The 26,022-nt window shown below is 71.1% G+C and carries 22 protein-coding genes; 13 read left to right on the top strand and 9 right to left on the bottom strand.

The window, feature by feature from the left end; all coding sequences use genetic code 11:
* Positions 1-113: 113 nt before the first annotated feature.
* A complete protein-coding gene (locus tag FRAQA3DRAFT_RS12650; RefSeq protein ID WP_009739422.1) occupies positions 114-1,721 on the top strand; it encodes an MFS transporter in 1,608 nt (535 codons plus the stop codon).
* Between the two features lie 101 nt (positions 1,722-1,822).
* Here FRAQA3DRAFT_RS12650 and FRAQA3DRAFT_RS12645 read toward each other — a convergent pair whose 3' ends face one another.
* The gene (locus FRAQA3DRAFT_RS12645; RefSeq protein WP_009739421.1) at positions 1,823-2,977 is read right to left on the bottom strand and encodes an acyl-CoA dehydrogenase family protein; all 1,155 of its coding nucleotides are present in this window, start codon (positions 2,975-2,977) and stop codon (positions 1,823-1,825) included.
* 406 nt (positions 2,978-3,383) lie between these two features.
* Between FRAQA3DRAFT_RS12645 and FRAQA3DRAFT_RS12640 the strand changes: the two genes are divergently transcribed.
* The 6 genes from FRAQA3DRAFT_RS12640 to FRAQA3DRAFT_RS12615 all read left to right on the top strand — a co-directional run bounded on the left by FRAQA3DRAFT_RS12640 (position 3,384) and on the right by FRAQA3DRAFT_RS12615 (position 10,679).
* The gene (locus FRAQA3DRAFT_RS12640) at positions 3,384-3,929 is read left to right on the top strand and encodes a CocE/NonD family hydrolase C-terminal non-catalytic domain-containing protein (RefSeq protein ID WP_051054330.1); all 546 of its coding nucleotides are present in this window, start codon (positions 3,384-3,386) and stop codon (positions 3,927-3,929) included.
* 646 nt (positions 3,930-4,575) lie between these two features.
* Positions 4,576-5,532, top strand: a complete 957-nt coding sequence (sbnA, locus tag FRAQA3DRAFT_RS12635; protein ID WP_009739420.1) for a 2,3-diaminopropionate biosynthesis protein SbnA — start codon at positions 4,576-4,578, stop codon at positions 5,530-5,532.
* A gap of 18 nt (positions 5,533-5,550) precedes the next feature.
* Positions 5,551-6,555 (top strand): 2,3-diaminopropionate biosynthesis protein SbnB, encoded by a 1,005-nt coding sequence (gene sbnB / locus FRAQA3DRAFT_RS12630; protein WP_009739419.1) that lies wholly within the window; start codon positions 5,551-5,553, stop codon positions 6,553-6,555.
* Positions 6,549-8,261, top strand: coding sequence for an FAD/NAD(P)-binding protein (locus FRAQA3DRAFT_RS12625; protein ID WP_009739418.1), 1,713 nt, complete (start codon positions 6,549-6,551; stop codon positions 8,259-8,261). The genes sbnB and FRAQA3DRAFT_RS12625 overlap by 7 nt, the downstream gene beginning before the upstream one ends.
* 49 nt (positions 8,262-8,310) lie before the next feature.
* Positions 8,311-9,459, top strand: a complete 1,149-nt coding sequence (locus FRAQA3DRAFT_RS12620; RefSeq protein ID WP_009739417.1) for a PLP-dependent aspartate aminotransferase family protein — start codon at positions 8,311-8,313, stop codon at positions 9,457-9,459.
* A complete protein-coding gene (locus FRAQA3DRAFT_RS12615) occupies positions 9,456-10,679 on the top strand; it encodes a benzoate/H(+) symporter BenE family transporter (protein ID WP_009739416.1) in 1,224 nt (407 codons plus the stop codon). Before FRAQA3DRAFT_RS12620 ends, FRAQA3DRAFT_RS12615 begins: the two co-directional genes overlap by 4 nt.
* A gap of 70 nt (positions 10,680-10,749) precedes the next feature.
* Here the strand turns inward: FRAQA3DRAFT_RS12615 and FRAQA3DRAFT_RS12610 are convergent, their stop codons facing one another.
* From FRAQA3DRAFT_RS12610 to FRAQA3DRAFT_RS12595, 4 genes are all read right to left on the bottom strand, one after another.
* Positions 10,750-11,268 carry an AAA family ATPase gene (locus FRAQA3DRAFT_RS12610; protein WP_157467327.1) on the bottom strand — a complete coding sequence of 173 codons (519 nt, stop codon included), beginning with the start codon at positions 11,266-11,268 and terminating at the stop codon, positions 10,750-10,752.
* 66 nt (positions 11,269-11,334) lie between these two features.
* Entirely contained in the window at positions 11,335-11,808 is a 474-nt protein-coding gene (locus tag FRAQA3DRAFT_RS12605; RefSeq protein ID WP_009739414.1) for a VOC family protein, read from the bottom strand.
* A gap of 107 nt (positions 11,809-11,915) precedes the next feature.
* Positions 11,916-13,520, bottom strand: coding sequence for an MFS transporter (locus FRAQA3DRAFT_RS12600; RefSeq protein ID WP_009739413.1), 1,605 nt, complete (start codon positions 13,518-13,520; stop codon positions 11,916-11,918).
* A gap of 122 nt (positions 13,521-13,642) precedes the next feature.
* Positions 13,643-15,232 carry an FMN-binding glutamate synthase family protein gene (locus FRAQA3DRAFT_RS12595; protein WP_009739412.1) on the bottom strand — a complete coding sequence of 530 codons (1,590 nt, stop codon included), beginning with the start codon at positions 15,230-15,232 and terminating at the stop codon, positions 13,643-13,645.
* Positions 15,233-15,490: 258 nt separating this feature from the next.
* Between FRAQA3DRAFT_RS12595 and FRAQA3DRAFT_RS12590 the strand changes: the two genes are divergently transcribed.
* A complete protein-coding gene (locus FRAQA3DRAFT_RS12590; protein ID WP_009739411.1) occupies positions 15,491-15,934 on the top strand; it encodes a hypothetical protein in 444 nt (147 codons plus the stop codon).
* Positions 15,883-16,929, top strand: a complete 1,047-nt coding sequence (locus FRAQA3DRAFT_RS12585) for a hypothetical protein (protein ID WP_009739410.1) — start codon at positions 15,883-15,885, stop codon at positions 16,927-16,929. The genes FRAQA3DRAFT_RS12590 and FRAQA3DRAFT_RS12585 overlap by 52 nt, the downstream gene beginning before the upstream one ends.
* Before the next feature lie 107 nt (positions 16,930-17,036).
* Here FRAQA3DRAFT_RS12585 and FRAQA3DRAFT_RS12580 read toward each other — a convergent pair whose 3' ends face one another.
* Together FRAQA3DRAFT_RS12580 and FRAQA3DRAFT_RS12575 are read right to left on the bottom strand one after the other, a co-directional pair.
* Positions 17,037-17,519 (bottom strand): TIGR00725 family protein, encoded by a 483-nt coding sequence (locus FRAQA3DRAFT_RS12580; RefSeq protein WP_009739409.1) that lies wholly within the window; start codon positions 17,517-17,519, stop codon positions 17,037-17,039.
* 104 nt (positions 17,520-17,623) lie between these two features.
* The gene (locus tag FRAQA3DRAFT_RS12575; protein ID WP_009739408.1) at positions 17,624-18,835 is read right to left on the bottom strand and encodes a citrate/2-methylcitrate synthase; all 1,212 of its coding nucleotides are present in this window, start codon (positions 18,833-18,835) and stop codon (positions 17,624-17,626) included.
* Positions 18,836-18,943: 108 nt separating this feature from the next.
* Here FRAQA3DRAFT_RS12575 and FRAQA3DRAFT_RS12570 point away from each other — a divergent pair, with 108 nt between their 5' ends.
* The gene (locus FRAQA3DRAFT_RS12570; protein WP_009739407.1) at positions 18,944-20,392 is read left to right on the top strand and encodes a citrate/2-methylcitrate synthase; all 1,449 of its coding nucleotides are present in this window, start codon (positions 18,944-18,946) and stop codon (positions 20,390-20,392) included.
* 350 nt (positions 20,393-20,742) lie between these two features.
* Here the strand turns inward: FRAQA3DRAFT_RS12570 and FRAQA3DRAFT_RS12565 are convergent, their stop codons facing one another.
* Both FRAQA3DRAFT_RS12565 and FRAQA3DRAFT_RS12560 read right to left on the bottom strand, forming a co-directional pair.
* A complete protein-coding gene (locus FRAQA3DRAFT_RS12565) occupies positions 20,743-21,855 on the bottom strand; it encodes an MFS transporter (RefSeq protein ID WP_232292028.1) in 1,113 nt (370 codons plus the stop codon).
* 287 nt (positions 21,856-22,142) lie between these two features.
* Positions 22,143-23,036 (bottom strand): substrate-binding domain-containing protein, encoded by an 894-nt coding sequence (locus tag FRAQA3DRAFT_RS12560; protein WP_232292027.1) that lies wholly within the window; start codon positions 23,034-23,036, stop codon positions 22,143-22,145.
* Positions 23,037-23,477: 441 nt separating this feature from the next.
* Between FRAQA3DRAFT_RS12560 and FRAQA3DRAFT_RS12555 the strand changes: the two genes are divergently transcribed.
* The 3 genes from FRAQA3DRAFT_RS12555 to FRAQA3DRAFT_RS12545 are packed head-to-tail and all read left to right on the top strand — an operon-like array spanning position 23,478 to position 26,016.
* On the top strand, positions 23,478-24,314 hold the full coding sequence (locus FRAQA3DRAFT_RS12555) for an ABC transporter substrate-binding protein (RefSeq protein WP_009739404.1): 837 nt from the start codon (positions 23,478-23,480) through the stop codon (positions 24,312-24,314).
* Complete coding sequence (locus tag FRAQA3DRAFT_RS12550; protein ID WP_009739403.1) at positions 24,311-25,177, top strand: amino acid ABC transporter permease; 867 nt, start codon at positions 24,311-24,313, stop codon at positions 25,175-25,177. Before FRAQA3DRAFT_RS12555 ends, FRAQA3DRAFT_RS12550 begins: the two co-directional genes overlap by 4 nt.
* Positions 25,174-26,016 carry an amino acid ABC transporter ATP-binding protein gene (locus FRAQA3DRAFT_RS12545; RefSeq protein ID WP_009739402.1) on the top strand — a complete coding sequence of 281 codons (843 nt, stop codon included), beginning with the start codon at positions 25,174-25,176 and terminating at the stop codon, positions 26,014-26,016. Before FRAQA3DRAFT_RS12550 ends, FRAQA3DRAFT_RS12545 begins: the two co-directional genes overlap by 4 nt.
* The last annotated feature ends 6 nt before the right edge of the window (positions 26,017-26,022 follow it).

Below are 26,022 nucleotides of genomic sequence, written 5' to 3'. Positions count from 1 at the left end.
TCATAGCGCGGAGGGACGTGATTGTCATCTCTGACAGATTGGCAGAACTGACATTGTGGCATTGAATGTCAGGAGCGCCGATCGACATCGGCCGAGGTGGAGGGGATCAGGAGATGGCGACAGCTACGGACGCGGCGCACTCGCCGCGACACGCGGCCGGGGGGACCGGCTCGCCGGGCAGTGGCACCAGCAGGCGGGGCCATCCGTGGCTCACTCTGGTCAGCGTCGCTCTCGGCGTGATCATGGTGGGTCTCGACGGCACCGTCGTGTCCATCGCCAACCCGCGCATCGCCGAGGACCTGAAGGCCTCACTGTCGGATCTGCAGTGGGTCACCAACGCCTACCTGCTGGCGCTCGCGGTGCTGCTCATCCCGGCGGGCAAGCTGGGCGACCGGTTCGGCCGGCGGCTGATCTTCCTGATCGGCGTGGTCGGGTTCGCCCTGACGTCGCTCGCGGTCGGCCTCGTCGGCTCGATCGAAGGCGTGATCATCTTCCGGACGCTGCAGGGCGTGGCCGGAGCGCTGCTCATGCCGAACACGCTGGCGATCCTGCGCTCGGCCTTCCCGCCGGAGAAGCTGAACTCGGCCATCGGGATCTGGGGCGGCGCCTCGGCGATCTCGATCGCGGGCGGCCCGATCATCGGCGGTCTCCTCGTGGAGCACGTGTCCTGGGAGTCCGTCTTCTACATCAACATCCCGGTGGGCGCGATCGCGCTGGTCGTCGGGCTGTTCGTGCTCGCTGAGAGTCGCGACGAGTCGGGGTCCCACCGCTTCGACGCCCCCGGCCTGCTCACTCTGGCCGGCGGCCTGTTCGCGCTCGTCTTCGGGATGATCAAGGCGCAGGGCTGGGGCTGGGACTCCGGCAAGACGATCGGTTTCCTGGTCGCCGCCGTCGTGCTGCTCGTGCTGTTCGTGGTCATCGAGACCCGGGTCCGCGCGCCGCTGCTGCCGATGCGCCTGTTCCGCAACCGGTCACTCAGCCTGAGCACGCTCATCGTGACGCTGACCTTCTTCGCGATGTTCGGCGTGCTGTTCTTCCTCACCCTGTACCTGCAGAATGTGCACGGATACTCCGCTATCCAGGCCGGCGTGCGCACCCTGCCGCTGTCCGCGGTGTTCATGGTCAGCAGCCCGCTGGGCGCGGCCCTCAACGGCCGCTTCGGCCCGCGCGTGCCGATCGCCATCGGGATGGCGCTGCTCGTCGCGTCCTTCGTTCTGCTCACCCAGCTCGAGCCCGACTCCTCCTACCACCTGCTGTGGCCGCCGTTCGTCGCCATCGGCGTCGGCGTCGGGCTCATCATCACCGCCGCGTCCGACGCGATCATCAGCAACGCACCGCTGGAGGACTCCGGAGTCGCCGGCGGCCTGCAGTCCACGGCGACGCAGCTCGGCGGTGTGCTCGGCACCGCGGTGCTCGGCTCCGTGCTCGCCAGCCGGGTCGGGTCAGTGCTGGTCGACCGGCTGGAAGGGGCCGGGGTGCCGGCGGGGCAGGCCGGCCAGCTCGCCCAGGCCAAGGAGCTCGTCGGCCAGGGCCTGGTGCCCCCGGCGGACGGTGCGTCCGCGACGCTGCAGGGCGCGATCGAGGCCGGCAGCCACGCCGCGTTCATGAGCGGCCTGCACGTCGCCATGGTGATCGGCGCCGTGCTGTCCGGAGTCGCCATGGTGCTGGCGCTGTTCATCCGCCCCGGCGAGAACACGGGCAACGCCGTCGCCCACGTCTGACCGTCGCCCACGTCCGACCAACGGGTGTCGCGCCGCGGCGGGATCCGGACTGCCCTACTCGGGCGCCGGGTCCCGCCGCGGCGCGTTCGGTCGCTGGGCGCTCAGGCGGGTCCCTCCAGCGCGAGCGAGCGGCCGATGACCTCCTTCATGATCTCGCTGCTGCCGCCGAGGATCCGGCTGATCCGCACGTCGCGGTACATCCGGGCGATGGGGTACTCCTCCATCCAGCCGTAGCCGCCGTGCAGCTGCACCCCGGCGTCGACCGCATCGAACTCCAGCTCGGAGGCGAGCAGCTTCGCGGCGGCGGCCTCCTCGATGGTCAGGTCGCCGTCGACCTTGCCGCGCAGGCAGGTGTCCACGAAGCTCTGCACGGCCTGGGTGCGGGCGTGCAGTGCGGCGAGGACGAAACGGGTGTTCTGGAAGCTGCCGATCGTGGTGCCGAACGCCTTGCGGGTGCGGACGTACTCGGCGGTGAGCTGCTGGGCCCGCCGGGCGCTCGCGACGCTGCTGATCGCGATGGACAGCCGCTCGGAGGCGAGGTTGCGCATGAGGTAGTTCATCCCCCTGAACTCCTCGCCGATCAGGTTCGCGGCCGGCACGCGGGCGTCGGAGAAGAACAGTTCCGACGTGTCCTGCGAGTGGGCGCCGACCTTGTCGAGCTTGCGGCCGCGCTCGAAGCCCGGCGTGCCGCGCTCGACCGCGATGAGGCTGAGCTTGGTCGGCTGCTCCTGCGGCTGGGTCTTGACCGCGACGACGACCAGATCCGAGATCAGGCCGTTGCTGATGAAGGTCTTGGCCCCGTTGAGGACGAAGTGGTCGCCGTCGCGGATGGCGGTCGTGCGCATGCCGCGCAGGTCGCTGCCCGCGCCGGGCTCGCTCATCGCGACCGCGGTGATGATCTCACCGGAGGCGTAGCCCGGCAGCCACCGGGCCTTCTGCTCGTCGTTGGTCAGGTCGAGCAGGTAGGGGGCGAGCAGCTCGTTGTGCAGCTGCAACGCGAGGCCGCTGACGCCGGCGAGCGCGAGCTCCTCGGTGATGACCGCGTCGTAGCGCGGGTCGGTCATCCCGGCGCCGCCGTACTCCTCGGGCACCCGCAGGCCCAGCAGGCCCATCTCGCCCGCCTTGGTCCAGGCCGCACGGTCGACGATGCCGTTGCGCTCCCACTCGTCGATGTGCGGCAGGCACTCCTTCGTGATGAAGGTCTGGACCAGCTCGCGGAACTCCTCGTGCTCGGGCTCGAAGATGGTGCGCTTCACAAGTCGGCTCCCGTCCTGATCCGTACGACTCGACTCGCATCATGGCAAATAACGGACCGTGACGCCTGATTCGTAAGATCACCGCCGGCCGGTCCGGATGGGCGGCCGGTCCGGATGGGCGGGCGGTCGGGGGTGCGGGCGGCCGGGGGTGCGGGCGGTCGGGGGTGCGCGGTGCGGCGCGCCTCGCGATCGGTCCGCCGTGCCCGGCGTGCCCGGCGGTCCTGTCGCCGCCGCCCGGTCGCAACCGCGGTCCGCGGGAGGCGGCGCGGGGGTCTGCCCACAGCCGCGCGGATTGATTTCCGGGCGGAATCCCCACGTCGCGGGATCGCACTAGCCTGAAGGCGCTATCCGCGCCGTTTCCAATACTTGCGCAAATCGGACGTAAACGGATAGGCGCGGCCCCGCCGTGCTCGGCACAGGGCAGCTCTCGGCTGCCGCACCGACCGGGGACTGGTCGACGACGTTCAGCGCGGACGCGGACACCACGGCGAATGCCGGCACGATCCTGGTGACCAAGTTCCTGGAGGGGATCACCCACCGGCCTGCCGAGCTGAACGTCGGCACGGTCGATCGCGAACACGGCGCGGTCTGGCAGGCGGCGCCGACCTTCGCGGCGCAGAAGCTCCGCGGCGCGCCGGCACTGCACCTGACCGTCACCCCCAACTCGGACGCCGGCACCCTGGTCGCCTACCTCTACGACACCGACGCCCAGGGCCGCTCGACGCTGATCGCCAAGGCGGTCGACAGCTACCAGGAGGCCACCCCGAACGTCGCGTTGCCCTTGCGGCTCACGTTCGATCCGGTCGCGCACGACCTGCTGTTCGGCCCTCGGCTCTCGTTGGTCCTCGGCACCCGGGACGCGCTGTTCTACGACATGAACCGCGCGGACGGGACCGCGACGGTCAGCTCGCCCGCCGGCAGCCCGTCCGAACTGGTGGTGCCGCTCGCCTGACACAGCAACGTCGCCGACGACGCGCACTTCCAGCCCCAGGATCCCCGGGCCGAAATCCCGCGAACTCCGAGGTCGAAAGGGGTGGAAGGGCGCGGCGTCGATATCTCATCCACTCGGGCCCGTCCGATGGCGGACGGGCCCGAGAAGTTTGTTGACGCAAAGTTTGTTAATACAACGGTGTCGGGTGGAGATCTCGCGCTACTTCGAGACTCCGCAGGGGGGTGATCGACGGCTCTTTGACCTGCGGTTATGCCGTGTTCCAGCTGATTCTGCGGGGCCCGTTCAAAGGCTTCCGTGATGACATCTTCAGCCTGTCGGGATTATGACAGGCAAGACATCCAGGCCCGGTTGCTGGTTATAGAATGGTGGATGTCCAGGAAAGATCTTCGGTGATCGGAAACTGTACGACGCGCCGGATGTCGGATGTTCGTCATACGGTGTGTCGCGTCTCGGCGATTCTGCCCCGGCGGCCTTTAAACGTCTCGGAATACCGGTCGTGGGTGCGGTTGGCGCTCCGGCGGTTGTGGTGATTTGCCGTACGTCGACCCCGCGTCGATCACGCCGTGAAGTTCAGCTTTTCCCATCGCGGTCAGATCATTCTGGAATGGGTAAAACCTGTATTGCGCCAGAAAGGATCGAGAGGTCGGTGGCAATTCATCTTCGTGCGAGTGACGTCATTACCGACGATGTTTTCGTCCGACTGTCAGAGCTTATTCCAGGGGTAGAGGTTCTGGTCAAGCTGGAGGGTCTCAACCCGGCTGGATCGATCAAGTTGAAGACTGCTGTGGCGCTCGTGGAAGGCGCGATCGAGAAAGATCTTCTCCGGCCCGGTCGGCGCATCATCGAATCCTCCTCCGGAAACCTGGGTATCGCATTGAGCATGGTGGGAGCGGAACGTTGCCACCCCGTCACGATCGTGACCGACCCCAATGCCACCCGCCAGTCCGTCGCCGCGATGCGGGCCTTCGGCGCCGACGTGGTCGAGGTGACGGCCAGGGACCCCAACGGTGGATTCCTGCAGACCCGCATCGATTATATTCACGCCGCGATCGCGCGTGATCCGACGCTTGTCTGGCTCAACCAGTACGCCAATGCTGACAACATACGGGCGCATCATCGACGGACTGCTGGAAGTATTCATCGCGAGCTGGGTCAGGTCGATGTCCTGATCGTCGGGGTCGGCACCGCCGGCACTCTCATGGGATGCGTGGAGTACTTCAACCGGAACAGTCCACAGACCCGGATCGTGGCTGTCGACGCCGAAGGGTCGGTGACCTTCGGAGGGTCGGCCGGGCAGCGCAGAATTCCCGGGCTCGGCGCCAGCCGCAGACCGGAGATATACGTGGACGGCGGATTCGAGAAGTTACTTGTCGCCGAGATGGACACCATCGAGATGTGTCGGCGGCTGGCCCGAGAGTACGGACTTCTCGTGGGTGGCTCAACAGGCACGGCGCTCGTGGGGGCCACCCGGATCGCCGACACCATCCCGGACGCCAGTCGGGTTGTCGTCATCTCTCCGGACCTGGGTGATCGATATCTGAGCCTGATCTATTCGGATGACTGGGTCCGGGAGAACTACCCGGACGCCGTGACTGTCGCCTGACGAGAACTGGGAGAGGCGTTGTTTGAGTTCGACGTGGTACCCGGAAAATCCGTCACCGAAATCCTTCGGACGTCTGCCGAGCACGTTCTTGCCATCGTGAGGCAGACATATATCGGCCATGAGAAGAAGGAGACAATCAATCCGGACAGTTACTTCCTCCGTTTCCCGGACAGGCCTGAGGTGCGGATCATCGCGCTGCCCGCATACGTCGGCGGCACTGTTGACCGTGCCGGCATCAAGTGGGTCAGCAGTTTTCCGAAGAATATCGCTCAGGGCGCGCCGCGGGCCTCGGCCGTGCTGATCCTCAACAGCCCGGAGACCGGGCACCCGATCGCCTGCCTGGAAGCGGCGGGCATCAGTGCGGCACGCACTGCGGCTTCGGCCGCGGTCGCGACGGTGGCGCTCGCGCGGCCTGACGACGACCGGCGTATCGCGTTCGTCGGGGCTGGTGTCATCGCCCGCGAGATCGTGGACTACCTGGTACACGCGGGTGTCACCGCCAGCACCATCACCTGCCATGACCTGGATCCGGTCAGCGCCGCATCGCTGGCCGATCACGCCCGAGCGTCCTTCGGCGTCCCGGCCGCCGTGACCGACTCCCTCGCGCAGGCCCTCGAGCACGACATCGTCGTGTTCGCCACCACGGCCTCAGCGCCGTATGTGGATCCCGCCACCCACCTGCGGCCGGACCAGTTGCTGCTCAACGTCTCGCTGCGAGACCTGCCGCCCCAGCTGTTGCTGAGGTGCAACAACATCGTCGACGACGTCGAGCACTGCCTCAAGGCGGACACCTCACCGCACCTGGCCGAGCGGCTCAGCGGGGCGCGTGACTTCATCACCGGCACCATCGGCGGCGCGCTGCTGGGGCAGGTCCGGCTCGATGAGGATCGACCCACCATCGTCTCGCCGTTCGGGCTGGGGGTGCTCGACATCGCCGTCGGCCATTTCGTGTTGACGGCGGCACAGGTGAGCGGAACGGCCGTCGGCATCCCCGACTTCTTCGGGACGACCCGCCGATGGTGACCGTCGCCGTCATCGGATGCGGGCCCCGCGGACTGACAGTGGTGGAACGGTTCGTCAGCCTGGTCGGGTCGGAACCGGTGACCCTCCACGTGATCGAACCAGGCCCGCTCGGCGTCGGGATCCACGGGGTTGACCTGCCGCCCTACCTGCTGCTGAACACGGTCTGTGCCGAGCTCACCGCCTTCGTGGACGACGCCATGGTCGACGGCGGAGGGGTCACCGGACCGACGCTGTACGAGTGGGCCCGCCGGCACGAGCCGAAATTCACTGATCACCTGGGGCGACGCCGCGAGGTACGACCCGCCGACCATCTACCCAGGGCCATCCTCGGCCGCTATCTGGCGTGGGCCGCCGGACGTATCCTCGCCGCGGCGAGACCGAACCTGCGGGTCGTCCACCACGCCGAGCGGGCCGTCGCGATCGCCGCCGGGCGCGGAGCCGAGCGTGTCATCCTCGCCTCGGGCACCGAGCTCAGGGCGGATCAGGTGGTCATGACCGTCGGCCATGACGGAACCGCCGCGCCGCCCTCCCCGGACCGTCGCGCGCCCGCCGGACGCTGGATCGCGCGTCCCTATCCCCTGCCCGCGGCGGTGGCCGACGTTCCGCCTGGTGCGGTCGTGGGCATGCTCGGCACCGGACTGAGCGCAATGGATGCGCTCGCCGCCGTCACGGTCGGCCGAGGCGGCCGGTTCGAAGACCGTACCGACGGGCTGTGCTATGTGCCCAGCGGGGCCGAACCCAGGGTCATCCTGCTCAGCCGGGACGGGCTTCCGGCTCGGGCCCGTCCCGCACCGCGGGTCGACACCACCCGGCCAGGGGCCCGCTTCTTCACCACCGACGCCGTCACCGACCTGCGCAGCCGCCGACCCGGCGGGCAGCTCGACTTCGTGGTGGACGTGTTACCGCTCGTCATCCAGGAGATGGCGCACCGGCACGGCGGTGACCTTGCCGCGGCCACCGCTCAGATCACCGAGATGGTCACAGCGACGGTTCCCCGGCCGGCACTGACCGATATCCACCAGTACCGTGCCTGGTACCGCGCCGAACTCGCTGCCGATCTGGGGCAGGCGGATGCCGGCCTGGACAACAGCCCCCTCAAGCATGCGATGGAGCTGCTGCGTGATCATCGCGACGTCCTCCGGGCGGTGATCGATCCGCCTGGGGTGACCGACGGCTCGCTTGACTGGTTCTTCGGCCCGTTCGCGGCGACCGTCAACCGATGTGTGATCGGCCCGCAGCGGGAACGACATGCGGAGCTGCTTGCCCTGCTCGACACGGGCGTCACGGTGGTGGGCCCCGGCCCGAAACCCGCCCTCGCCTGGGACGACGGTGCATGGTCCATCACGGCCACTCGACTGGCCGAACCGGTCTGTCTGCGTGCCGACTATCTGATGGCGGCCTACGTGCCGAACCCGGGCATCGCCGGTACGGCCAACTCGGTGGTCCGGCGGCTGGCCGCGGACCGGCGGCTACGGAGCACCCGGATCGGAACGGGTGCGGTACTGACCCGGGACGGTCGTCCGGTGAATCCGGACGGAAAGACCGACGAGCGGCTGTTCGTCCTGGGCCCCTTGGCCGAAGGAACCAGCTACTACAACCATTTCGTCGCCTCGCCAGGAGCCCACAGCCGTTCCATCGCGGACGCAGACCGGGTGGTGCGGCACGCGCTCGAGTCCGGTGACCGCCGGACGACGGCACCGGGCTGAGCTGGAAAGGCGCTGTATGTTCGTCCAGTCGAGTGATGAGGAGCGCACCATGGCCCATCCCGTACGCACGACCGAATCCGTCCTCGCCCAGGGATTGGGGCGCCGCGACGCCACCGGAGCCTTTCCCGCGGGTATCTCGACCGGCGTCACCTATGTTCGTGATCGGGAGTACGCCCTGCCCGAGGGAAAGGCTTACTACCGCGACCAGGGCGGCCCGAACCTGGAGCACGTCGAGGCCGTCCTCGCCGCGATCGAGCACGGGACGCAGGCACTGCTGCTGTCCTCCGGCATGGCCGCGAGCACGGCCGTCCTGCAGGCGTTGCCGCCCGGGTCCCGTGTCGTCGTACCCGAAGTCATGTACTTCGGGCTGACCAGGTGGCTACGCGAGTTCGGCGCCGCCCTGGACGTGGTCGAGGTGCCCACCGGCGATCTTGACGCAATCAGGGGCGCCCTGGCGGCCGCGCCGACCGCACTGGTCTGGGTCGAGACGCCGGCCAACCCCACCTGGGTCATCACCGACGTTGCGGCGGTCGCCGAACTGGCGCACCGCGCTGGTGCCCTCCTTGCCGTGGACAACACCGTCCCCACCCCCATCCACACCAATCCCCTCCGGCTGGGCGCGAACATCGTGATGCACTCGTGTACGAAGTACCTGAATGGTCACGACGACGTCACGGCCGGCGCACTCGTCACCGATGGCTCGGCGCCGGAGCTGTGGGACCGGATTCTGCTGCAGCGGCAGCTCGTCGGACAGGTTCTCGGTCCGCTCGACGCCTACCTGCTACTGCGCGGAATGCGGACCCTGGCCGCCCGGATGCGAGTGATCTCCGCCTCGGCGCAGGCCGTTGCCGAGCACTTCGCCGAGCATCCGGCGGTGGAGCGGGTCGCCTACCCCGGTCTGCCCGGCGATCCCGGACACGCGGTCGCGGCGCGGCAGATGACCGGTGGCTTCAGCGGGATGCTCTCGATCTTCGTGCGAGGGGACCGCCACACGGCGCTGGCGACCGCCTCCCGGACCCGGCTGTTCCTGCCGGCCACGTCGCTGGGCGGAACGGCGAGCCTGATAGAGCACCGATTCACCTTCGAGGGTGCCAACAGTCGATCGCCGGAGAACATGTTGCGCCTGTCTGTCGGCCTGGAGAGGGTCGACGACCTGATCGCCGATCTGGAGGACGCCCTGAAAGGTTCCGGCGCGTGAGTGCCGAGACCCTCGTCGCGCCGCGGACCGACGCCCGGTCCTCACTGCGGCGGGACGTGTCGGTCTCGGCGATCGTCGCCGGACTGGTCGCGGTGGTGGTCTCCTATTCGGGTCCCTTCGTGGTGGTGCTGGCCGCGGCCCGAGCCGCAGGACTGTCGGCCGGGCACACCACCTCCTGGGTATGGGCGATCTCGTTGGGCAGCGGGCTGAGCTGCTTCGTCCTCAGCTGGTGGACCCGCACACCGGTGATCACCGCGTGGTCCACCCCGGGGGCGGCCCTGCTCCTGACCTCGCTGGGTGGGTATCGCTATTCCGATGCGATCGGGGCGTTCCTCATCGCGGCGATCGGCATGACGGTCGTCGGGTTGTCCGGGCTGTTCGGCCGGCTGATCACGCTGGTGCCGTCGACGATCATCAACGCGATGCTCGCCGGAATCCTTCTTCCCTTCGTGCTCGGCGCCTATGCCCAGGTGCCGAACGCGACGGCGATCGCGCTCACCATGCTGGTCGTCTTCACCGTGGGAAAGCGGCTCCTTCCTCGGTACGCGGTTCTGGCGACCCTTCTCGCCGGCGTCGGCGTCGCCTCGGCACAGGGGCAACTCGACCTCGGGCAGGTCCGTTTCGCCCTTGCCACCCCGGAACTGACGATGCCGACGCTCTCTCCGGCCGCGCTGATCGGCATCGGCCTACCCTTGTTCATCGTCACCATGGCGTCGCAGAACGCCCCGGGTATCGGCATACTCACCGCATCCGGGTATGAACCAGAAGATCGTAAACTGCTGGGCGGCACGGGCATCGTGTCGGTCGTGCTGGCACCCTTCGGCTGCCATGCGATCAACCTGGCCGCGATCACGGCCGCAATCTGCACCGGCAGCGAGGCCCATGCCGACCCGCGTCGGCGGTATATCGCGGGGATGTCCGCGGGCGTCTGCTATGTGATCGTGGGCCTGTTCGGCACCGGACTGGTGCAGCTGTTCGCTGCCATGCCCAAGGCGCTGGTCGCCGTCCTGGCCGGGACGGCGCTCCTGGCTGCCCTGCTCGGTGGGTTGGTCGCGGCGGTACAGGAGACCGCCACCCGGGACGCCGCACTGGTGACCCTCGCGGTCACCGCGTCCGGCCTCACCGTCGCCCGGATCGGGTCGGCGTTCTGGGGCCTGGTGGCGGGAGTCGCGACCCATCTCATCCTGACCGTCGGCAGCCGAGACACGCGCGGCCGATAAGGCGTGCTTCGAGCCTGGTCCGGCGCCCGGCTCGATGCTGCGCACCGGCGCGTAGGCGCGGCGGTACACCTCAGCCGGATCCGCCCGGTGACCATGCCTGGACCTCGCGGCGGCTGCGCAGCCGGATGAGCTGCCGATCGTCGGTACCGGCGGCGGCGAAGCGGTCGCCGTACGTGACGCGGTACAGGCCGTGCTTGCGCCACGACCAACGGATGGGGTGACTGGCCCGCGGCACGTCCCGCCAGCGTTCGCGGTTGCCGTTCCACAGTGGCGTGCGGAACACCAGCCGGCCGGCCGTCCGCCGGACGACCTGCCACTCCACCAGCCAACGCGGCAGATCCAGCCAGATCACCGTGTCCGCGCGCGTCCACACGAGGTCTCGGACCGCAGAGTAGTTCCCGTCGACGACCCACGCGGCCGCCGACGTCGCCGCGTCCACGTCGGCGGAGAAGGTAGGCCGCGGCACCCACCCGGGTCCGTGGCGCAGGGCGTCGAGCTCGATGTGCGGCACGCTCAGCGCGGCAGCCACCCGCCGGGCGAATGTCGTCTTACCCGAGCCGGACGCGCCGACGACGAGGATCCTCTGCACCGGGTTGATCATACGGAGCCGTGCACATCGACCGCCTCCCGCGTTCTCCGCTGGATGCGCCGCAGCCTAGGCGGCGTCCGCGGCTCGGCGGATCTCCGCGACGTCGATCTTCTTCATTCGCAGCATGGCCTCGGTCGCCCGCCGTGCCCGCTGCGGATCGGGATCGCCGAGCAGTTCGCCCAGCGCGGTCGGAACGATCTGCCAGGACAGCCCGTAGCGGTCCTTGAGCCATCCGCACTGGCTCTCCTGCCCGCCGTCGGTGAGCCGCTCCCAGTACTCGTCGACCTCGGCCTGGGAACCGCAGAACACCTGCAGGCTCATGGCCTCCGAGAAGGTGAACTCGGGGCCGCCGTTCAGCGCGACGTACTCCCGCCCGTCCAGCTCGAACTGGATCGTCATCGCCGTACCCTCCGGTCGCGGGCTGCCCGGCCCGTAGCGGGCGACATTGGTGATCTTCGAGTTCGGGAAGATCGATGTGTAGAACTCCGCGGCCTGCTCGCCCTGGTCGTCGAACCACAGACACGGCGTGATGGCTGGCATGGGAACCCTTCCGGCTGAGGGGAGCGGACGCCCGATGCGTCCCACGGCCGCAACCGTAGCCACGCCCACCGACAGTTCTCGGTACCCGCACTGCCGGCCGGATCGGGTCAGCGAGACCCGGACCGGCCGTCCGGCCCGTCGTCGGGACGTGCCGCGGGGGCGGTGCCGGATGCCGAGACCGACGACGTGGGCCGGTCGCCGCGCAGGCGCGGGGAGCCCGGATCCGGCAGCGGCGGGGCGTCCAGGCAGCAGTGGCTCCACCGCGGCACCGCAGCGGCCGGCACCGCCGGCGGCACGGCCGGCACCTGCGGCGTGGCGGCACGTCTGGACGGGTTACGAATGGTCACCGCGGCGATCGCTCCGCCGAGCCCGCAGAGCCCCGCCGCGAGCAGCGCCGCGGTGTGGAAGCCGCGGGAGAACTCCGCCGGGCGCAGGTAGGAGGCGCCGGTGATGCCGGCGGCCGCGGGCAGGACCGCGACGGCGATCAGGCCGGCCGCCCGGGCCACGTCGTTGTTCACCGCCGAGGCGATGCCCGCGTGCCGCGCGGGCACGGCGGCCAGCGCGGTCGCCGTCAGCGGCGCCACCGTCGTGGCCAGGCCCAGGCCGAACACGGTCACGGCGGGCAGCACCGTGGTCAGGTAGCTCCCGGCCGCGTCGACCCGGGTGAACAGCGCCAGGCCCACCCCGACGAGCACCGGCCCGGCGCTCATCTGCAGCCGCGGGCCGATCCGGGTGGCGAGCGCCCCGGACCGGGCGGACAGCAGCAGCATGATCACCGTCACGGGCAGCAGCGCGACACCGGACTGCAGCGGGCTGTAGCCGCAGACCTGCTGGAGCTGGATCGGCAGCAGGAACAGGGCGCCGCCGAGCGCCGCGTACACGGCGAAGGTCACCAGGTTCGTGGCGGCGAACTGGCGGGCGGCGAACAGCTCCAGCGGCAGCATCGGCGACGGTGTTCGGCGTTCCCAGCCGACGAAGGCGGCGAGCAGCAGAGCGCCGGCAACCAGGGTGACGAACACGGCCGGCTCGGCCCAGCCGGAGCCCGGCCCCTCGATGAGCCCGTGGGTCAGCCCGACCAGGCCGAGGGTGACCAGCGCCCCGCCCACCACGTCGACCCGCCCACCGACCTGCGGGTCGCGGGATTCGGGCACGTGCCGCCAGGCCAGCACGATGACCACGGCGGCCACCGGCAGGTTGATCAGGAAGATCAGCCGCCACGACCAGACCTCGACCAGCCAGCCGCCCAGGAACGGCCCGATCGCCATGGCCACCCCGCTGAGCCCCGACCAGGCGCCGATCGCCCGGCTGCGGTCCTGCGGCGCGAAACTCGCCTCCAGGATCGCCAGGCTGCCCGGGGTCAGCAGGGCCGCCCCCACCCCCTGCAACGCCCGGGAGCCGATGAGCACCGGGGCGTTCGGTGCCACGGCGGCGCCCATCGACGCCACGACGAACCACACCACGCCGATCAGAAAGATCCGGCGTCGTCCGTAGCGGTCCCCGAGGTCCCCGGCGACCAGCAGCAACCCGGCCAAGGCCAGCGTGTATCCGGTCACCACCCACTGCAACGACGCCAGGCCGGCGTCGAAGTCACGGCCGATCGCCGGCAGCGCGATCCCCACCACGGTCGCGTCGATCGAGGCGATCGCCGAGCCGAGCACCGTGGCCGCGAGCACCCACCGACCGGCCGGGCTGTCGACCCGCAAGCCGTCCATCCGGCCACCTCCCGGCCCCCTGCCTACACCACGCCACCCCTACGGCGACACTCCGCCATAGGGGGCGGTCCGGTCGGGTGGCTTCGGTGATCATGGCTTGCTCGATGCCCACTGCTGGAGCGCTAGACCCGGAAGTGGTCGGGGTCGGCCGCGGCCCAGTCGGCGGCCCAGCCCGCGGGCGGCTCGGCGAGCAGCTCGCCGGGTTTCAGCCAGGAGTAGAGCTCGGCGTAGCTGCGGGTGTCGGTGTGGGTGAGCCGGCGCATCAGCATCCCGGGGTGCAGCTCGCTCGGGTGGGCGCAGCCCAACGAGGCCATGAGCTGCACGGCGGTGGCGACCGTGGCGTGCTGGTAGCGGCGGACCCGCTCGCCCTTGTCGGTGACGTCGAGGGCGCGGGCGCGGCGCGGATCCTGGGTGGCGACCCCGGTCGGGCAGTGGTTGGTGTGGCAGCGCAGCGCCTGGATGCAGCCGACCGCCATCATCATCGCCCGGGCCGAGTTGGTGTAGTCGGCGCCCTGCGCGAGCCGCTTGACGATGTCCACGCCGGTGGCGACCTTGCCGCTCACCCCGACCCGGATCCGATCCCGCAGCCCGACGCCGACCAGCGCGTTGTGCACCGTGATCAGCCCCTCGGTGAGCGGGGTGCCGACGTTGTCCTCGTATTCGAGCGGTGCGGCGCCGGTGCCGCCCTCGGCGCCGTCGACGACGATGAAGTCCGGGGTGACGCCCTCGGCCAGCATGGCCCGGCAGATCGCGAGCAGCTCCCGGCGCGACCCCACGCACAGCTTGAAGCCGGTGGGCTTGCCGCCGGCGAGCTCCCGCATCCGCGCGACAAACAGGACCAGCTCCCGCGGGGTGGCGAACACCCGGTGCCCCGGCGGGCTCTCGCAGGTCACCCCGGCGGGCACGCCGCGGGCCGCGGCGATCTCGGCGCTGACCTTCGCCGCCGGCAGGATGCCGCCGAGCCCCGGCTTCGCGCCCTGGCTCAGCTTGAGCTCCACCATCTTCACCGACGGCAGCGCCGCCTTGTCCTTGAACATCGCCGGGTCGAAGCCGCCGTCGCTGGTGCGCGCGCCGAAGTAGCCGCTGCCGATCTCCCAGATGAGGTCGGCGCCGTAGCGCAGGTGATGCTCGGTGAGCCCGCCCTCGCCGGTGTCGTGGGCGAACCCGCCCGCGGCCGCGCCGCGGTTCATCGCCAGCACCGCGTTGCCCGACAGGGAGCCGAAGCTCATCGCGGAGACATTGAGCAGGGCGATGTCGTACGGCTGGGTGCAGTCCGGCCCGCCGACGCGCACCCGCGGGGGCGGCGCGTCCGGCGCGACGGGGACCGGAACCGTGGAATGGGGCAGGAACTCGTAGCCGACGGCGTTGACGTCGCGTTCGGTGCCGAACGCCTGGTCGCTGTGGACGCCCTTGGCCCGCTCGTAGATGGTCGTGCGGATTTCCCGGTCGAACGGACGGCCGTCGACGTTGCGTTCGACGAAATATTGTTGGATCTCCGGACGGATCTTCTCCAGCATGAAGCGGAAGTGCCCGGCCACCGGGTAGGTGCGCAGGATCGCGTGCCGGCGCTGGACGACGTCGCGGATCGCGAGTGCCAGCAACGCGGCGAACACTCCGACCGCCACCCACCAGCCCGCCGACCAGAACACCGCGGCGGCGACCGCCGCCGCGGCGAGAACGGTCAGGCCCGACAGCATCCCCAGCGGGAACATCGCGCGTCCTCTCCTGCGCCCGCCGCCGAGCAGCGCGGGAGCAGACCGGGAGCCGCCCCTGTGTTTCGCGCCGTCGCGACGGGTTCGACGGTATACGCCGCGACAGTCCGAACTACTCGCACTCGCTCCGTGCTGGCCGGAAGTCGCTACGACCCGACCCGATGTCCGTCAGTGTTCGACTCCTGCGTTACAGTGACGAGCACCTGTCTGCCTTTGGGGGAGACGAGCACCTGTCTGCCTTTGGGGGAGGAGACCGGCGTGCCGAGGGACTGGCTGGTGGGCCTGGGCGGCGTTGTCGGGGGCGTCCTGCTGGCGGTCGCGCGGGGCTGGCTGACGAAGGCTGCTGAGGCGCTGGGTAGATGGCTGCAGAGCAGCTTTTCCGGCAGCCGGTTGCTACACGGCCGGGCCCTGCGGAAGTACCGCGCGACGACGCTCGCCGAGCAGGAGACGTTCCGTCCTGCCTTCGACCCACGGATCCGGCTGTCGATGCGGGACGTCTACGTTCCCCTGCACGTCTCCGCGCAGGCGACGGCGGCGACCGGGCCTGCGACCGGGGAGGCCGTCGAGGCGTACCAGGCGGTCCGGGCCACTCGATGCGCCGTGGTGACCGGGCCGCCCGGTTCCGGGAAGTCGATGTCCGCGATCCCGAGGTGGAGGCCGCGATCGCGCAGGCCCCGCCGCCCGTCGGCCTGCCGTCGTTGAGCTGGGTGTGGGCGCCCTTCGCCGCCGAGGGCACGCCGATCGCCCGGACGATGGGGGTGGTGGCCCGGCGCGTCGCCGACGCGTCGGACGCCGTGCCGGCCGAGTATCCGATCGACCCGCGGATTGCGCTGCCCTGCGCGCTGCGGTCCGCCATCGAGATGCCGGCCGACTTCACCCGGCGCTCCGAGATCCGGGCGGCGGCCGGTCGGGTCGACGAGGCGTGGAATCGCCTCCCGAGGTCGTCGCGGCGGCCGCTCTCGCGACCCGAGCTGCCCCTTCCCACGCCGCCCGACGACGTCGACATCGTCGTGGCGCTCGACCGCGCCGATCATCATCCAGAGCTTGACGCCGAGGCCGACGATCTGGTGAACGCCCTGCTGGACGGGCTCGCTCTCGATCCGCGGAAACGGTCTCTGCTCGACGGTCTGCCGCCTGCTGTCCGACGGGTCGCGCTGGGTCTCGTCCTGCGCGGCCAGAGCATCAGCGAGGCCCGCTGGCGGGGGATCTTCCATCCCCGCCGGGAGACCGAACGGGCCGTCTACGGGGTCGGCGCCGGCGGGGTCGTGGTCGTGTTCGTGCTCGGCGGTCTGGTCTTCGCAGCCCTGGGCATCGTCGGCCTCGCCCCGGACGGTTCGGGATGGTTGCACGACGACGCGCGTTGGCTTGCCCTGTCGCTGGCGGCAGCCGTCGTCCTGGTGATCGTCCTCGCGTTCTACGACGTCGATCTGAACAATGAACTCTTGGAGGGACTCATCTGCTGGCTGATCGGTGGGGTGTTCGCGGTCGGAATGTGCATGGTTGATGGGCTGCTCGATCTCCTCGGATTCGGTCTCGGGCTCGGTTGCCTGGCCGTGGCGACGGCCATCGGCGCCGCCTGCGCCGGCGGCCGTCGCTGGCGGGCGCCGGCGAATCCGGTCCGGGACGCGATCCGTGACTCGCGCATCGTCCTGGGCGCCGAGGCGTCCGTGCTCGGCTCCTATCGGCTGCCCACGTAGGCCTCCGCGTCACGCCCGCATCGTTGCGCCGGTCTCGGCGCCGTGTCCGCTCCTCCTCGCGAGCGGGACGTGTCGTCCGGGCCAGGGGCGGTCGTCGCCGCCGGTCGTTACGCGGCGAGCGTCGCCCGCAGCGCCGGGACGACGTCGTCGGCGGTCGCGACGGGCACGACGTCGGGCAGGGACGGGTCGCGGGTGTCGACGACCCAGGTGTCCAGGCCGATCACCGGCCGGCCGGTGCGCAGGGCGAACGCGATCTCGCTGAGCGTCCCCCAGCTCCCGCCGACGGCGACCAGCGCGTCGCTGCTGCGGACCAGTAGGCCGTTGCGCAGCTCGCCGAGGCCGGTCGGGATGCTCACGGTGAGATGGTCGTTGCCGGCGTCCCGGGACAGGCCGGGGAGCAGGCCGATCGTCGTTCCGCCGGCCGCCCGGGCGCCCCGGCAGGCCGCCGCCATCACCCCGCCGAGGCCGCCGCAGACGACGAACCAGCCGGCCTCGGCGAGGCGCCGCCCCACGGCCTCGGCGGCGCGAAGCTGCCCGTCGTCCGCCTCGCTCGGACCCACCACGCCGATGTACGCCGTCGTCCCGTGCACGCCGTGATTGTCACCGCCGCGGTGACGCGTTCGCCAGGGAGCGCGTTCGCCAGGGAGCGCGTCCGCCACGGGTGCCAGGCGATCGTCTCGGCCGAAGCGTTCGGTTACGGCGCCGGGACCGGCTGGGGCGCGGGCGGGCCGACGTAGCGGGCCGAGGGGCGGATGATCTTGCTGTCGGTGGCCTGTTCGAGGATGTTCGCCGTCCAGCCGAGCATGCGGGCGACGGCGAACGTCGGGGTGAACATGTCCCGCGCCAGCCCGCAGAGCTCCATCACGACCCCGGCGTAGAACTCGACGTTCGTGTGCAGCTCCCGGCCCGGCTTCAGCTCGGCCAGCAGCTCCACGACCCGCCGCTCGACCTGGACCGCGAACGCGACGAGGCCGCCGCCGAAATCCTCGGCGACGGCGCGCAGCAACCGCGACCGCGGGTCCTCGGTCCGGTAGACGGCGTGGCCGAAGCCCATGATCCGATCGCCGGCGAGGACGTGCTCGCGGATCCACGGGTCGATCCGCTCGGGGCCGCCGATCTCGTCGAGGGTGTCCAACGCCCGGCTCGGCGCACCGCCGTGCAGCGGACCGGACAGCGCGCCGATCGCCCCGACGACGCAGGCCACCAGGTCCGCCCCGGTCGACGCGATCACCCGGGCGGTGAACGTGGAGGCGTTGAAGCCGTGGTCGACGGTGCAGATCAGGTAGCGCTCGATCGCGCGTACCTGCGCGGCGGTCGGCTCCGCGCCGGTGACCATGTACAGGTAGTTGGCCGCGAAGGGCAGGTCGTCGCGGGGCTCCACCGGCGCGAGCCCGTGGGCCAGCCGGTGCAACGCGGCCACGAGCGTCGGGGTGACCGCGCCGACGAACAGGGCGTCGTCGACGCGGGCGGCCTCGTCCGCGTCATACAGGGGGGCGACGCCACGAGCGGCGCCGGCCAGCGACAGCGCGGTGCGCAGCCCGTCGAGCGCGCCCCCGGACCGGCCCGCCCGCGCCAGCGCCGGCAGCAGCTCGCCGAGGCCCGCCGGGAGCCGGCGCAGCGGCGCCACCCGGGCGGCGAACGCCGCCCGCGCCGCGGTGTCCGGCAGCCCGCCGAACACCATCAGATGCCAGACGTCCTCCAACGAGCGGCGCTCGGCCAGCTCCACGGCCGAGTACTGCCGGTAGTGGTAAAAGCCCTCGCGCCCGCGCACGTCGCCGAGCGCCGTCTGCGTGACGACCACCCCCTTCAGCCCGCGCGGGACGTCTACGCCCGCTGGCGGGGTGGGCGAGGAACCCGCCGCGTTCCCCGCGCCGGCGCGGGTCGTGCTGTCACTCGTGATCACCATGATGGGTTGCCTCCTCTCCATCCATGGTTGATCCAGTGCAATCACAATGTCAACGTTGATTGTAATCAACGTGAATCAGTACACTCGGTGTGGCGACAGGAGGCGCGGATGAGTCATGGTGGGCGGCTGACGTCGCGCGAGGTCGCCGCGCGGCTCGGGGTGAAGGTCGAGACGGTCTACGCCTACGCCAGTCGCGGCCTGCTGCACAGCCAGCGGGCCGCCGGCGGTCGGGGCAGCACCTTCGACCCCGCCGAGGTCGAGCGGCTACGCACGCAGGGGCACGCGCGAGCCCGCGCCACCGCCGACGAGACCGATGCCGACGGGACCGCTGCCGCCGACGAGACCGCCGTAGCCCACCATCCCGAGGGGGATGCCCCGGCCGCCGATGCCCCCAGCGGCGGCGCCGTGCCGGCCGGTGCCCTGCGCGGCGGTGCCCCGCGCGGCGGAGACCTGCCGGCCGTGCGCACCCGGCTCACCCTCGTCGCGGACGGACGCCTGTACTACCGCGGCGTCGACGCCGTCGAGTTCGTCGCCCGCCACCGCTTCGAGGACGTGGCCGGCTGGCTCTGGCGCGGCCGGACGGACCCGGCGCCGGTGTTCACCGTCCCGCCGGATCTCGCCGCCACCCTGGAACGGGTGGGTGGGATCCTGCCCGCCCGGTCGCGGCTCACCGACCGGATGCGGGTCGCCGTCTCGGTCGCCGCGGCGAGCGACCCGCTGCGCTTCGACCTGCGGGAGGACAGCGTCCTGCTCACCGCCCGCACCCTCGTCGCGGCGCTCGTCGAGGCCCTCCCGGCGCCACCCGTGGCGTCCGGGGCGTCCGGGGCGTCCGGGGCGTCCGGGGAGCAGGCGGGGATCGCCGCGCGGCTGTGGTCGCGCCTGGCCGGCGGGCCGGGCGATCCGGCGGCGGTCGCGTGCCTCGACCGGACCCTCGGCCTGCTCGCCGACCACGACCTCGCCGTGTCCACGTTCGCCGCCCGGGTCGCGGCCTCGGCGCGGGCGGACCCGTATGCCGTCGTCTCCGCCGGACTCGCCGCCCTGGACGGCCCCCTGCACGGCGGCGCCAGCCGGCTGGCGTACCGGCTGCTCGCCGAGGTGATCGACCGGGGGGACGCGGTGCTCGTCGTCTCCGAGTACCTGCGCGCCGGCCAGCCGATCCCCGGGTTCGGCCACGGGCTGTACCCCGACGGCGACCCGCGCGCCCGCGCGCTGCTGGCGGCGTTCGCGGCGCTGCCCGCCGCCGAACCCTTCCTGGCCGCCGCCCGCGAGGTCGCGCGGGTCGCCGGGCGGGAACGCGTGCTGCGGCCCAACGTGGACCTGGCGCTCGCGGTGCTCACCATGGCCGCGGGGATGCCCGCCGAGGCCGGCGAGGTGATCTTCGCGGTGGCCCGCACCGTCGGCTGGCTCGCCCACGCCCTGGAGGAGTACCAGGAGACGCCGCTGCGACTGCGTCCCCGCGGCGTCTACGCCGGCCCGCCGGTGTCCGCAGCGTCGGTGTCGGGAGCGGCGCCAGCGGGCTCGCCTGCGGACAGGGCACGCCCGGCCGGCGCTGTTTGACGGCCCCGCCGCGCGAGGGGGCGCCGCCGACGGATCAACGTGCCGGACGCGGCCGGCGGTCGGCGATCACCTTGTTGACTGGTGGAGTGCTGGTATCAGAACTGTGCTGTATTCGCCAGCCCGGATCGGCCACCGGGCGCAGACCAGACGTCGCAGCGATCAGTCCGACCGCGAACCCGGTACCTGCGCGCTCGGCCTGCGTCGCCCCTGCGGGCTGCTGATCGCCACCACCGTGTCTGGCAACGGATACCGCCCCTGAAGTAACGCAAGCCGCAGTTTCCCGTATCAGCCCTACGGCCCCTTCGGGGTTGACGCCGATGCCCCACAGGCGATTACTCCTCTGTTGGCCGCTATCCACTGTGGGTGTTTTGCGTTGCCCACAGGAGCACGGTGACCGCGAGCACCATCCAGGCCGCGAGGTAGCCGAACGCGACCGTGGGTGAGGCGAGGGTGTACAGGAGTCCGGCGACGACGCTGGCGGCGACGTTCCCTGCGGCCTGCACGGTGGCGAGCAGTCCGAACGCCGATCCTCGGATCTGTTCGGGGGCGAAAGCGGCGACCGCTGCGTGTTCGGCGGTCTCCGCGCACCCGATCCCGACACCGGCCAGCACGAAGGCGATACCAAGTACCCAGATCGCAGGTTCGGACAGCGCGAATACCAGATAGGAGATCAGGAATGCCGCCGCTCCGGCGGCGGTGACGAGCAGCGGCCCGCGGCGACCGAGGCGGTCGGAGAGCCCTCCTGCGGGAAACGACGCGATCGTGGCGGCTACGTTGTAGGCGATGTAGAGCGTGATCGCGATCTGGGTCGCCGTGTCCGTGCCGTGGCCGGGGGTCAGCAGGTCGGTGGCACGAAGGATCAGCAGAGTGGCGGCCACATTGCCGACCTCGAACACGGTGAACCCGGCGAGCACCCGCCCGAGCTGCCCCCGCAGGACAGGCTGAACCTGGAACCGCAGCCGGCGACGCTCGCCGGCCTGGGGCAGCCTTGCCTGCCGGATCGCGTAGACGATCGCGACCGCGGCGAGCAGCCCGGGAACGACCGACAGCAGCATCGCGGTTCGCACGCTGACCAGGGACACCAGGCCGAGCGCCAGCAGCGGGCCCGCGATCGCCCCGAGGTTGTCCATCGTCCGCTCGAAGCCGTAGGCCCGGCCGTAGGCGGCGGCGGGCACCACGTCGGCGAGCAGCGCGTTGCGGGCCGGTACCCGCAGTCCCCGGGCCGCCCACGCCGCGCCGCGCAGCGTCCCCGCCTGGGCCGCAGAGGTGGTCACGCCAATCAGCGCGGAGAGCACGGCCGTGGTGGTGTAACCGCCGACTGCGACCGCGCGACGCCGTCCCGGGTCGTCGGCCAGCGCGCCGCCGACGAACCGGCCGGCACCGGCCAGCCCATCCGAGATGCCTTCGATCGAGCCCAGCGCGGCAGCCGGCGCGTGCAGGGTCGTGGTGACGAAACCCGCCATCAGCGCGGTCGGCACCTCATGCCCGACGTCGGCGAGAAAACTCGCTGCCCCGATCCCCCCGACTCCCGGGGTCAGCCACGGCCGGCGGTCAGCCGGCTTATCCGTCGTGCCGATCGCTGGCGCAAGCGCCGACCCGACCGCCGCCCCACTCTCCGCTTCGCTACGCACATGCGGGATGAGACGACATCATGCACCGCAGATACAGACTGTCACTCATAATCGGATCCTCATATAATGATGGCCAGCGCCGGTCTGTACTACCACTGTGCGAACCAACAACCGCAGGATCATCCCTCTGACGGGCGGTCCGGGCCCACTAGTCGGACCGTGCCGGTGTGCGCAATGTCATAGCCGTCGAGAGCCGTGACCGACTGCTGGACCGCCGGGTCACGCAACGCGGCGAGCAGCGGTTGGGCCGCGCCCAGCGCACCGCGGCCCAGCGCGATCTCGTAGGGCTCCCACAGCAGCGGGATGAACTCGAGCCCCAGATCCGCAAGCCCCGCCCGCACCCCCACCCCCACATCGGCGATACCCAAGGCAACCGCGAACGCGATCTCCATATGCGAGGACAGTTCCGGCCCGGCGACCTTGTCAGGAGCGGTCCCTTGGGCGAGGAGCAGCTGATCAAGTAACGCGCGGGTCCCCGCTCCCACCTCACGTCTGGCGACCTGGAGGCCGCCGAGCCCGGCTGCGGAGGTCAGCCCGCGTGGATTGCCGGCCGGGACGATCAGCCCCTGCTCGCGCCTCCACAGGTGCAGCAGATGCGGCTCGTCGCGGCCCAGCACCGACCGGACGAAGGCTTCGTTGTAGACACCGTCGCGATGACGCAGGTGGATCACCGCGCCGTCGGCCTCGCCCCGCGCGACCGCGCGCAGCCCGGGGAAGCTTCCCCGCACCCCTACCGGCTCCACCGCCGTACCGAGCCAGTTGAGTAGGACGCTCAACGCCGGATCGTCGCTGCCCGCCAGCCGGAACACCCGCCCCGGTTCCAACAGCCGCGCCGCGGCGATGGCACCCTCCCCGGTGACCTGGGCCCGCCGCCGGTCCGCCATCGTGATCACTGCCCCGTCCGCAAGATAGCGGTAGGCCCGCACCACCGTCGACGAGGTGGTCCCCAGCGTGCGGGCGTACTCCCGTACCCCGGGCAGCTCTGCACCCGCCGCCAGTTCCCCGGATCGCACACGGCAGGCCAGATCATTCGCAATCTGTACATAACGGGCCACGGCTGTCGACTGTACGACCACTGATCCGGGAATGATCCACGAGACCGAACCGGCCGAGTCCGAATGCTGAGGCTCCCTGGGGGACGTAGGTGCAGATTTCAACGACGTAGGCGGGAATGTGCTCCCGCTTGACCGAGAGCGGTGAGCGCGGCGTTACGCGCATGCCGTGCGTGCGTGCGCGCGGCGGGCGGAGCTGCCCGGAGTGGGCTGGGCTCGGGGGCGGGGTGGGCTACTCAAGGGCCCCCGCCGATATCGGCGGTTCGATCGTCGCCGGCGGCGACCCGCCCCCGATGATCGCTTTGTCATGGTCGGCGGTACTGTGTGCCAATCCCACCGCTCAGCCTTCTCGTCTGCTCAGCGCGCCCCACCGCGTCGGTGGGACACCTCCGGAGGTCTCCGATGCCACGTCCACGGCGTCTCACCGTCCTCGCCCTGGCCGTCGCGGCTCTGTTCGCGCTCGCCTCCTGCGCCGGTTCGTCGGGCGGCGGGTCGTCCTCGGACGGCCTGCACCTGGTCAACTCCGGCCAGTTGACGATCGCCACCGACTCGCCCGCCTACGCGCCGTGGTTCTCCGACGGCAAGCCGGCGAACGGCAAGGGCTTCGAGAGCGCGGTCGCCTACGCCGTGGCCGCCAAGCTCGGCTTCACCCCCGACAAGGTCCGCTGGGTCACCGAGCCGTTCAACAGCTCCTTCGCGCCCGGCCCGAAGAAGTTCGACTTCGACATCAACGAGATCTCGATCACCCCGCAGCGCCAGCAGGCGGTCGATTTCAGCACCGGGTACTACAACGTCAGCCAGGCCGTCGTCGCGCTCAAGACCTCCCGGATCGCCCACGTGACCACCCTCGCCGGGCTGAAGGGCGCCAAGCTCGGCGCCCCCGTCGGCACCACCAGCCTCGACGCCATCACCAAGCAGGTGGCGCCCGTGCAGCAGCCCGCGGTCTTCAACGACCTCAACGACGCGAAGACCGCGATGGAGAACGGGCCGATCGACGGCATCGTCGTCGACCTGCCGACCGCCTTCCAACTGACCTCCGCCGAGATCGCCGACTCGTTGATCGTCGGGCAGTTCCCCACCGCCGGCGCACCGGAGCAGTTCGGGCTGCTGTTCGAGAAGGGCAACCCGCTGGTGGGCAACGTCAACGACGCCCTCGCCCAGCTGACCAGCAGCGGGGAGCTGCGCCGGATCACCGAGCAGTGGCTGGGTTCCCAGGCAGGAGCCCCCGTCCTGCGGTGACGATCGCCTGGGAGCCCAGCGAGCGCGAGCGGGCCCGGCGGCGGCTGCGGCGGCGCGCCCGCCTGCGGTCAGGGGTGATCGCCGCCGTCAGCACCGCCGTGGTCGCCGTTGCCGCGGGCGTCGGGATCACCCAGACGTCCGGCTGGCCGCGGGTCCGGCAGCGGTTCTTCTCCTGGGCGGAGATCACCGCAGCCTGGCCGGCCGCGCGCACCGGGATGATCGTCAACCTCGAGCTGTTCGTCGTGTGCGGGGCCGCGGCGGGTGCCCTCGGGCTGCTGGTGGCGCTGCTGCGCACCCTGGCCGGGCCGGTGTTCCTGCCGCTGCGGCTGCTGGCCGCCGCCTACACCGACCTGTTCCGCGGCCTGCCCGTCATCCTCGTGCTGTACCTGGTCGGGTTCGGCGTGCCCGCCCTGCGGCTGCGCGGCCTGCCCACCGACCCGCTCGTCCTCGGCGGCGCGGCGCTCGTGCTGACCTACTCGGCCTACGTCGCCGAGGTGTTCCGGGCGGGCATCGAGTCGGTGCACCCGAGCCAGATCGCCGCCGCCCGTTCGCTGGGCCTGACCCACGCCCAGACGATGCGCCGGGTCGTGCTGCCACAGGCCGTTCGGCGGGTGACGCCCCCGCTGCTCAACGATGCGATCAGCCTGCAGAAGGATTCCAGCCTCGTGTCCGTGCTCGGGGTCGTCGACGCGGTGCGGGCGGCGCAGATCGCCACGTCGGCGAACTTCAACTACTCGCCGTACGTGCTGGCCGGTCTGATGTTCCTCGCGATCACCGTGCCGCTGACCCGGGTCACCGACCATCTCGCCGCCCGCTCCGCCCGCCGCCGCGGGGCCGGCGCCGGGGGCGGGGGTGTGCGGTGACGGCCGCCGACGCGGTCGGGTCTTCCGGGGCGGCGGCGCCCGGGGCGGCGTCACCTGGGCCGGCGGCGCCCGTGCTGAGCGTGCGCGGCCTGGTGAAGCTCTACGGGGACGCCGTCGTGCTGCGCGACATCAGCTTCGACGTCGGGCCCGGCCAGGCCGTCGTGCTCGTCGGCGGCAGCGGGTCGGGCAAGTCCACGCTGCTGCGCTGCCTGAACCTGCTGGAGACCGTCGATGACGGTGAGGTCCTGCTGGCCGGCGAGGAGATCACCGATCCCCGCGTGAACGCCGACCGGATCCGCCGCCGCATCGGCGTCGTGTTCCAGGCGTACAACCTTTTCCCCCACCTGACCGTGTTGCAGAACGTCACCCTCGCGCCGGTCCTGGTCCACCGGGTGCCCCGCGCGGCCGCCCGCGACCGCGCCCGCGAGCTGCTCACCCGCATCGGGCTCGCCGACAAGGTCGACGTCTACCCGGACCGGCTCTCCGGCGGCCAGCAGCAGCGGCTGGCGATCGTGCGGGCGTTGGCGACCGGGCCGTCGCTGCTGCTGCTCGACGAGATCACCTCGGCGCTCGACCCGGAGCTGGTCGGCGAGGTGCTCGACCTCGTCGGCGAGCTCAAGCGCGACGGTCTGCCGATGGTGCTGGCCACCCACGAGATGGCGTTCGCGCGCGACATCGCCGACGAGGTGCTCGTCCTCGACGGCGGCGCGATCATCGAACGGGGCGCGCCGCGACGGGTTCTTGACGATCCCCGCGAGGAGCGCACCCGCCGGTTCCTGGCCCGCATCCGGGAGCCGGGTCCACAGGGACGCGCTGCGGGCCCGGCGCCGCGGCCGTGAGGTCGA

It is taken from the genome of Frankia sp. QA3 (assembly GCF_000262465.1).
Lineage (GTDB): Bacteria > Actinomycetota > Actinomycetes > Frankiales > Frankiaceae > Frankia.
The sequence above is the reverse complement of the archived record's forward strand: the minus strand, read 5'-3'. Positions and strand labels throughout refer to the sequence as shown.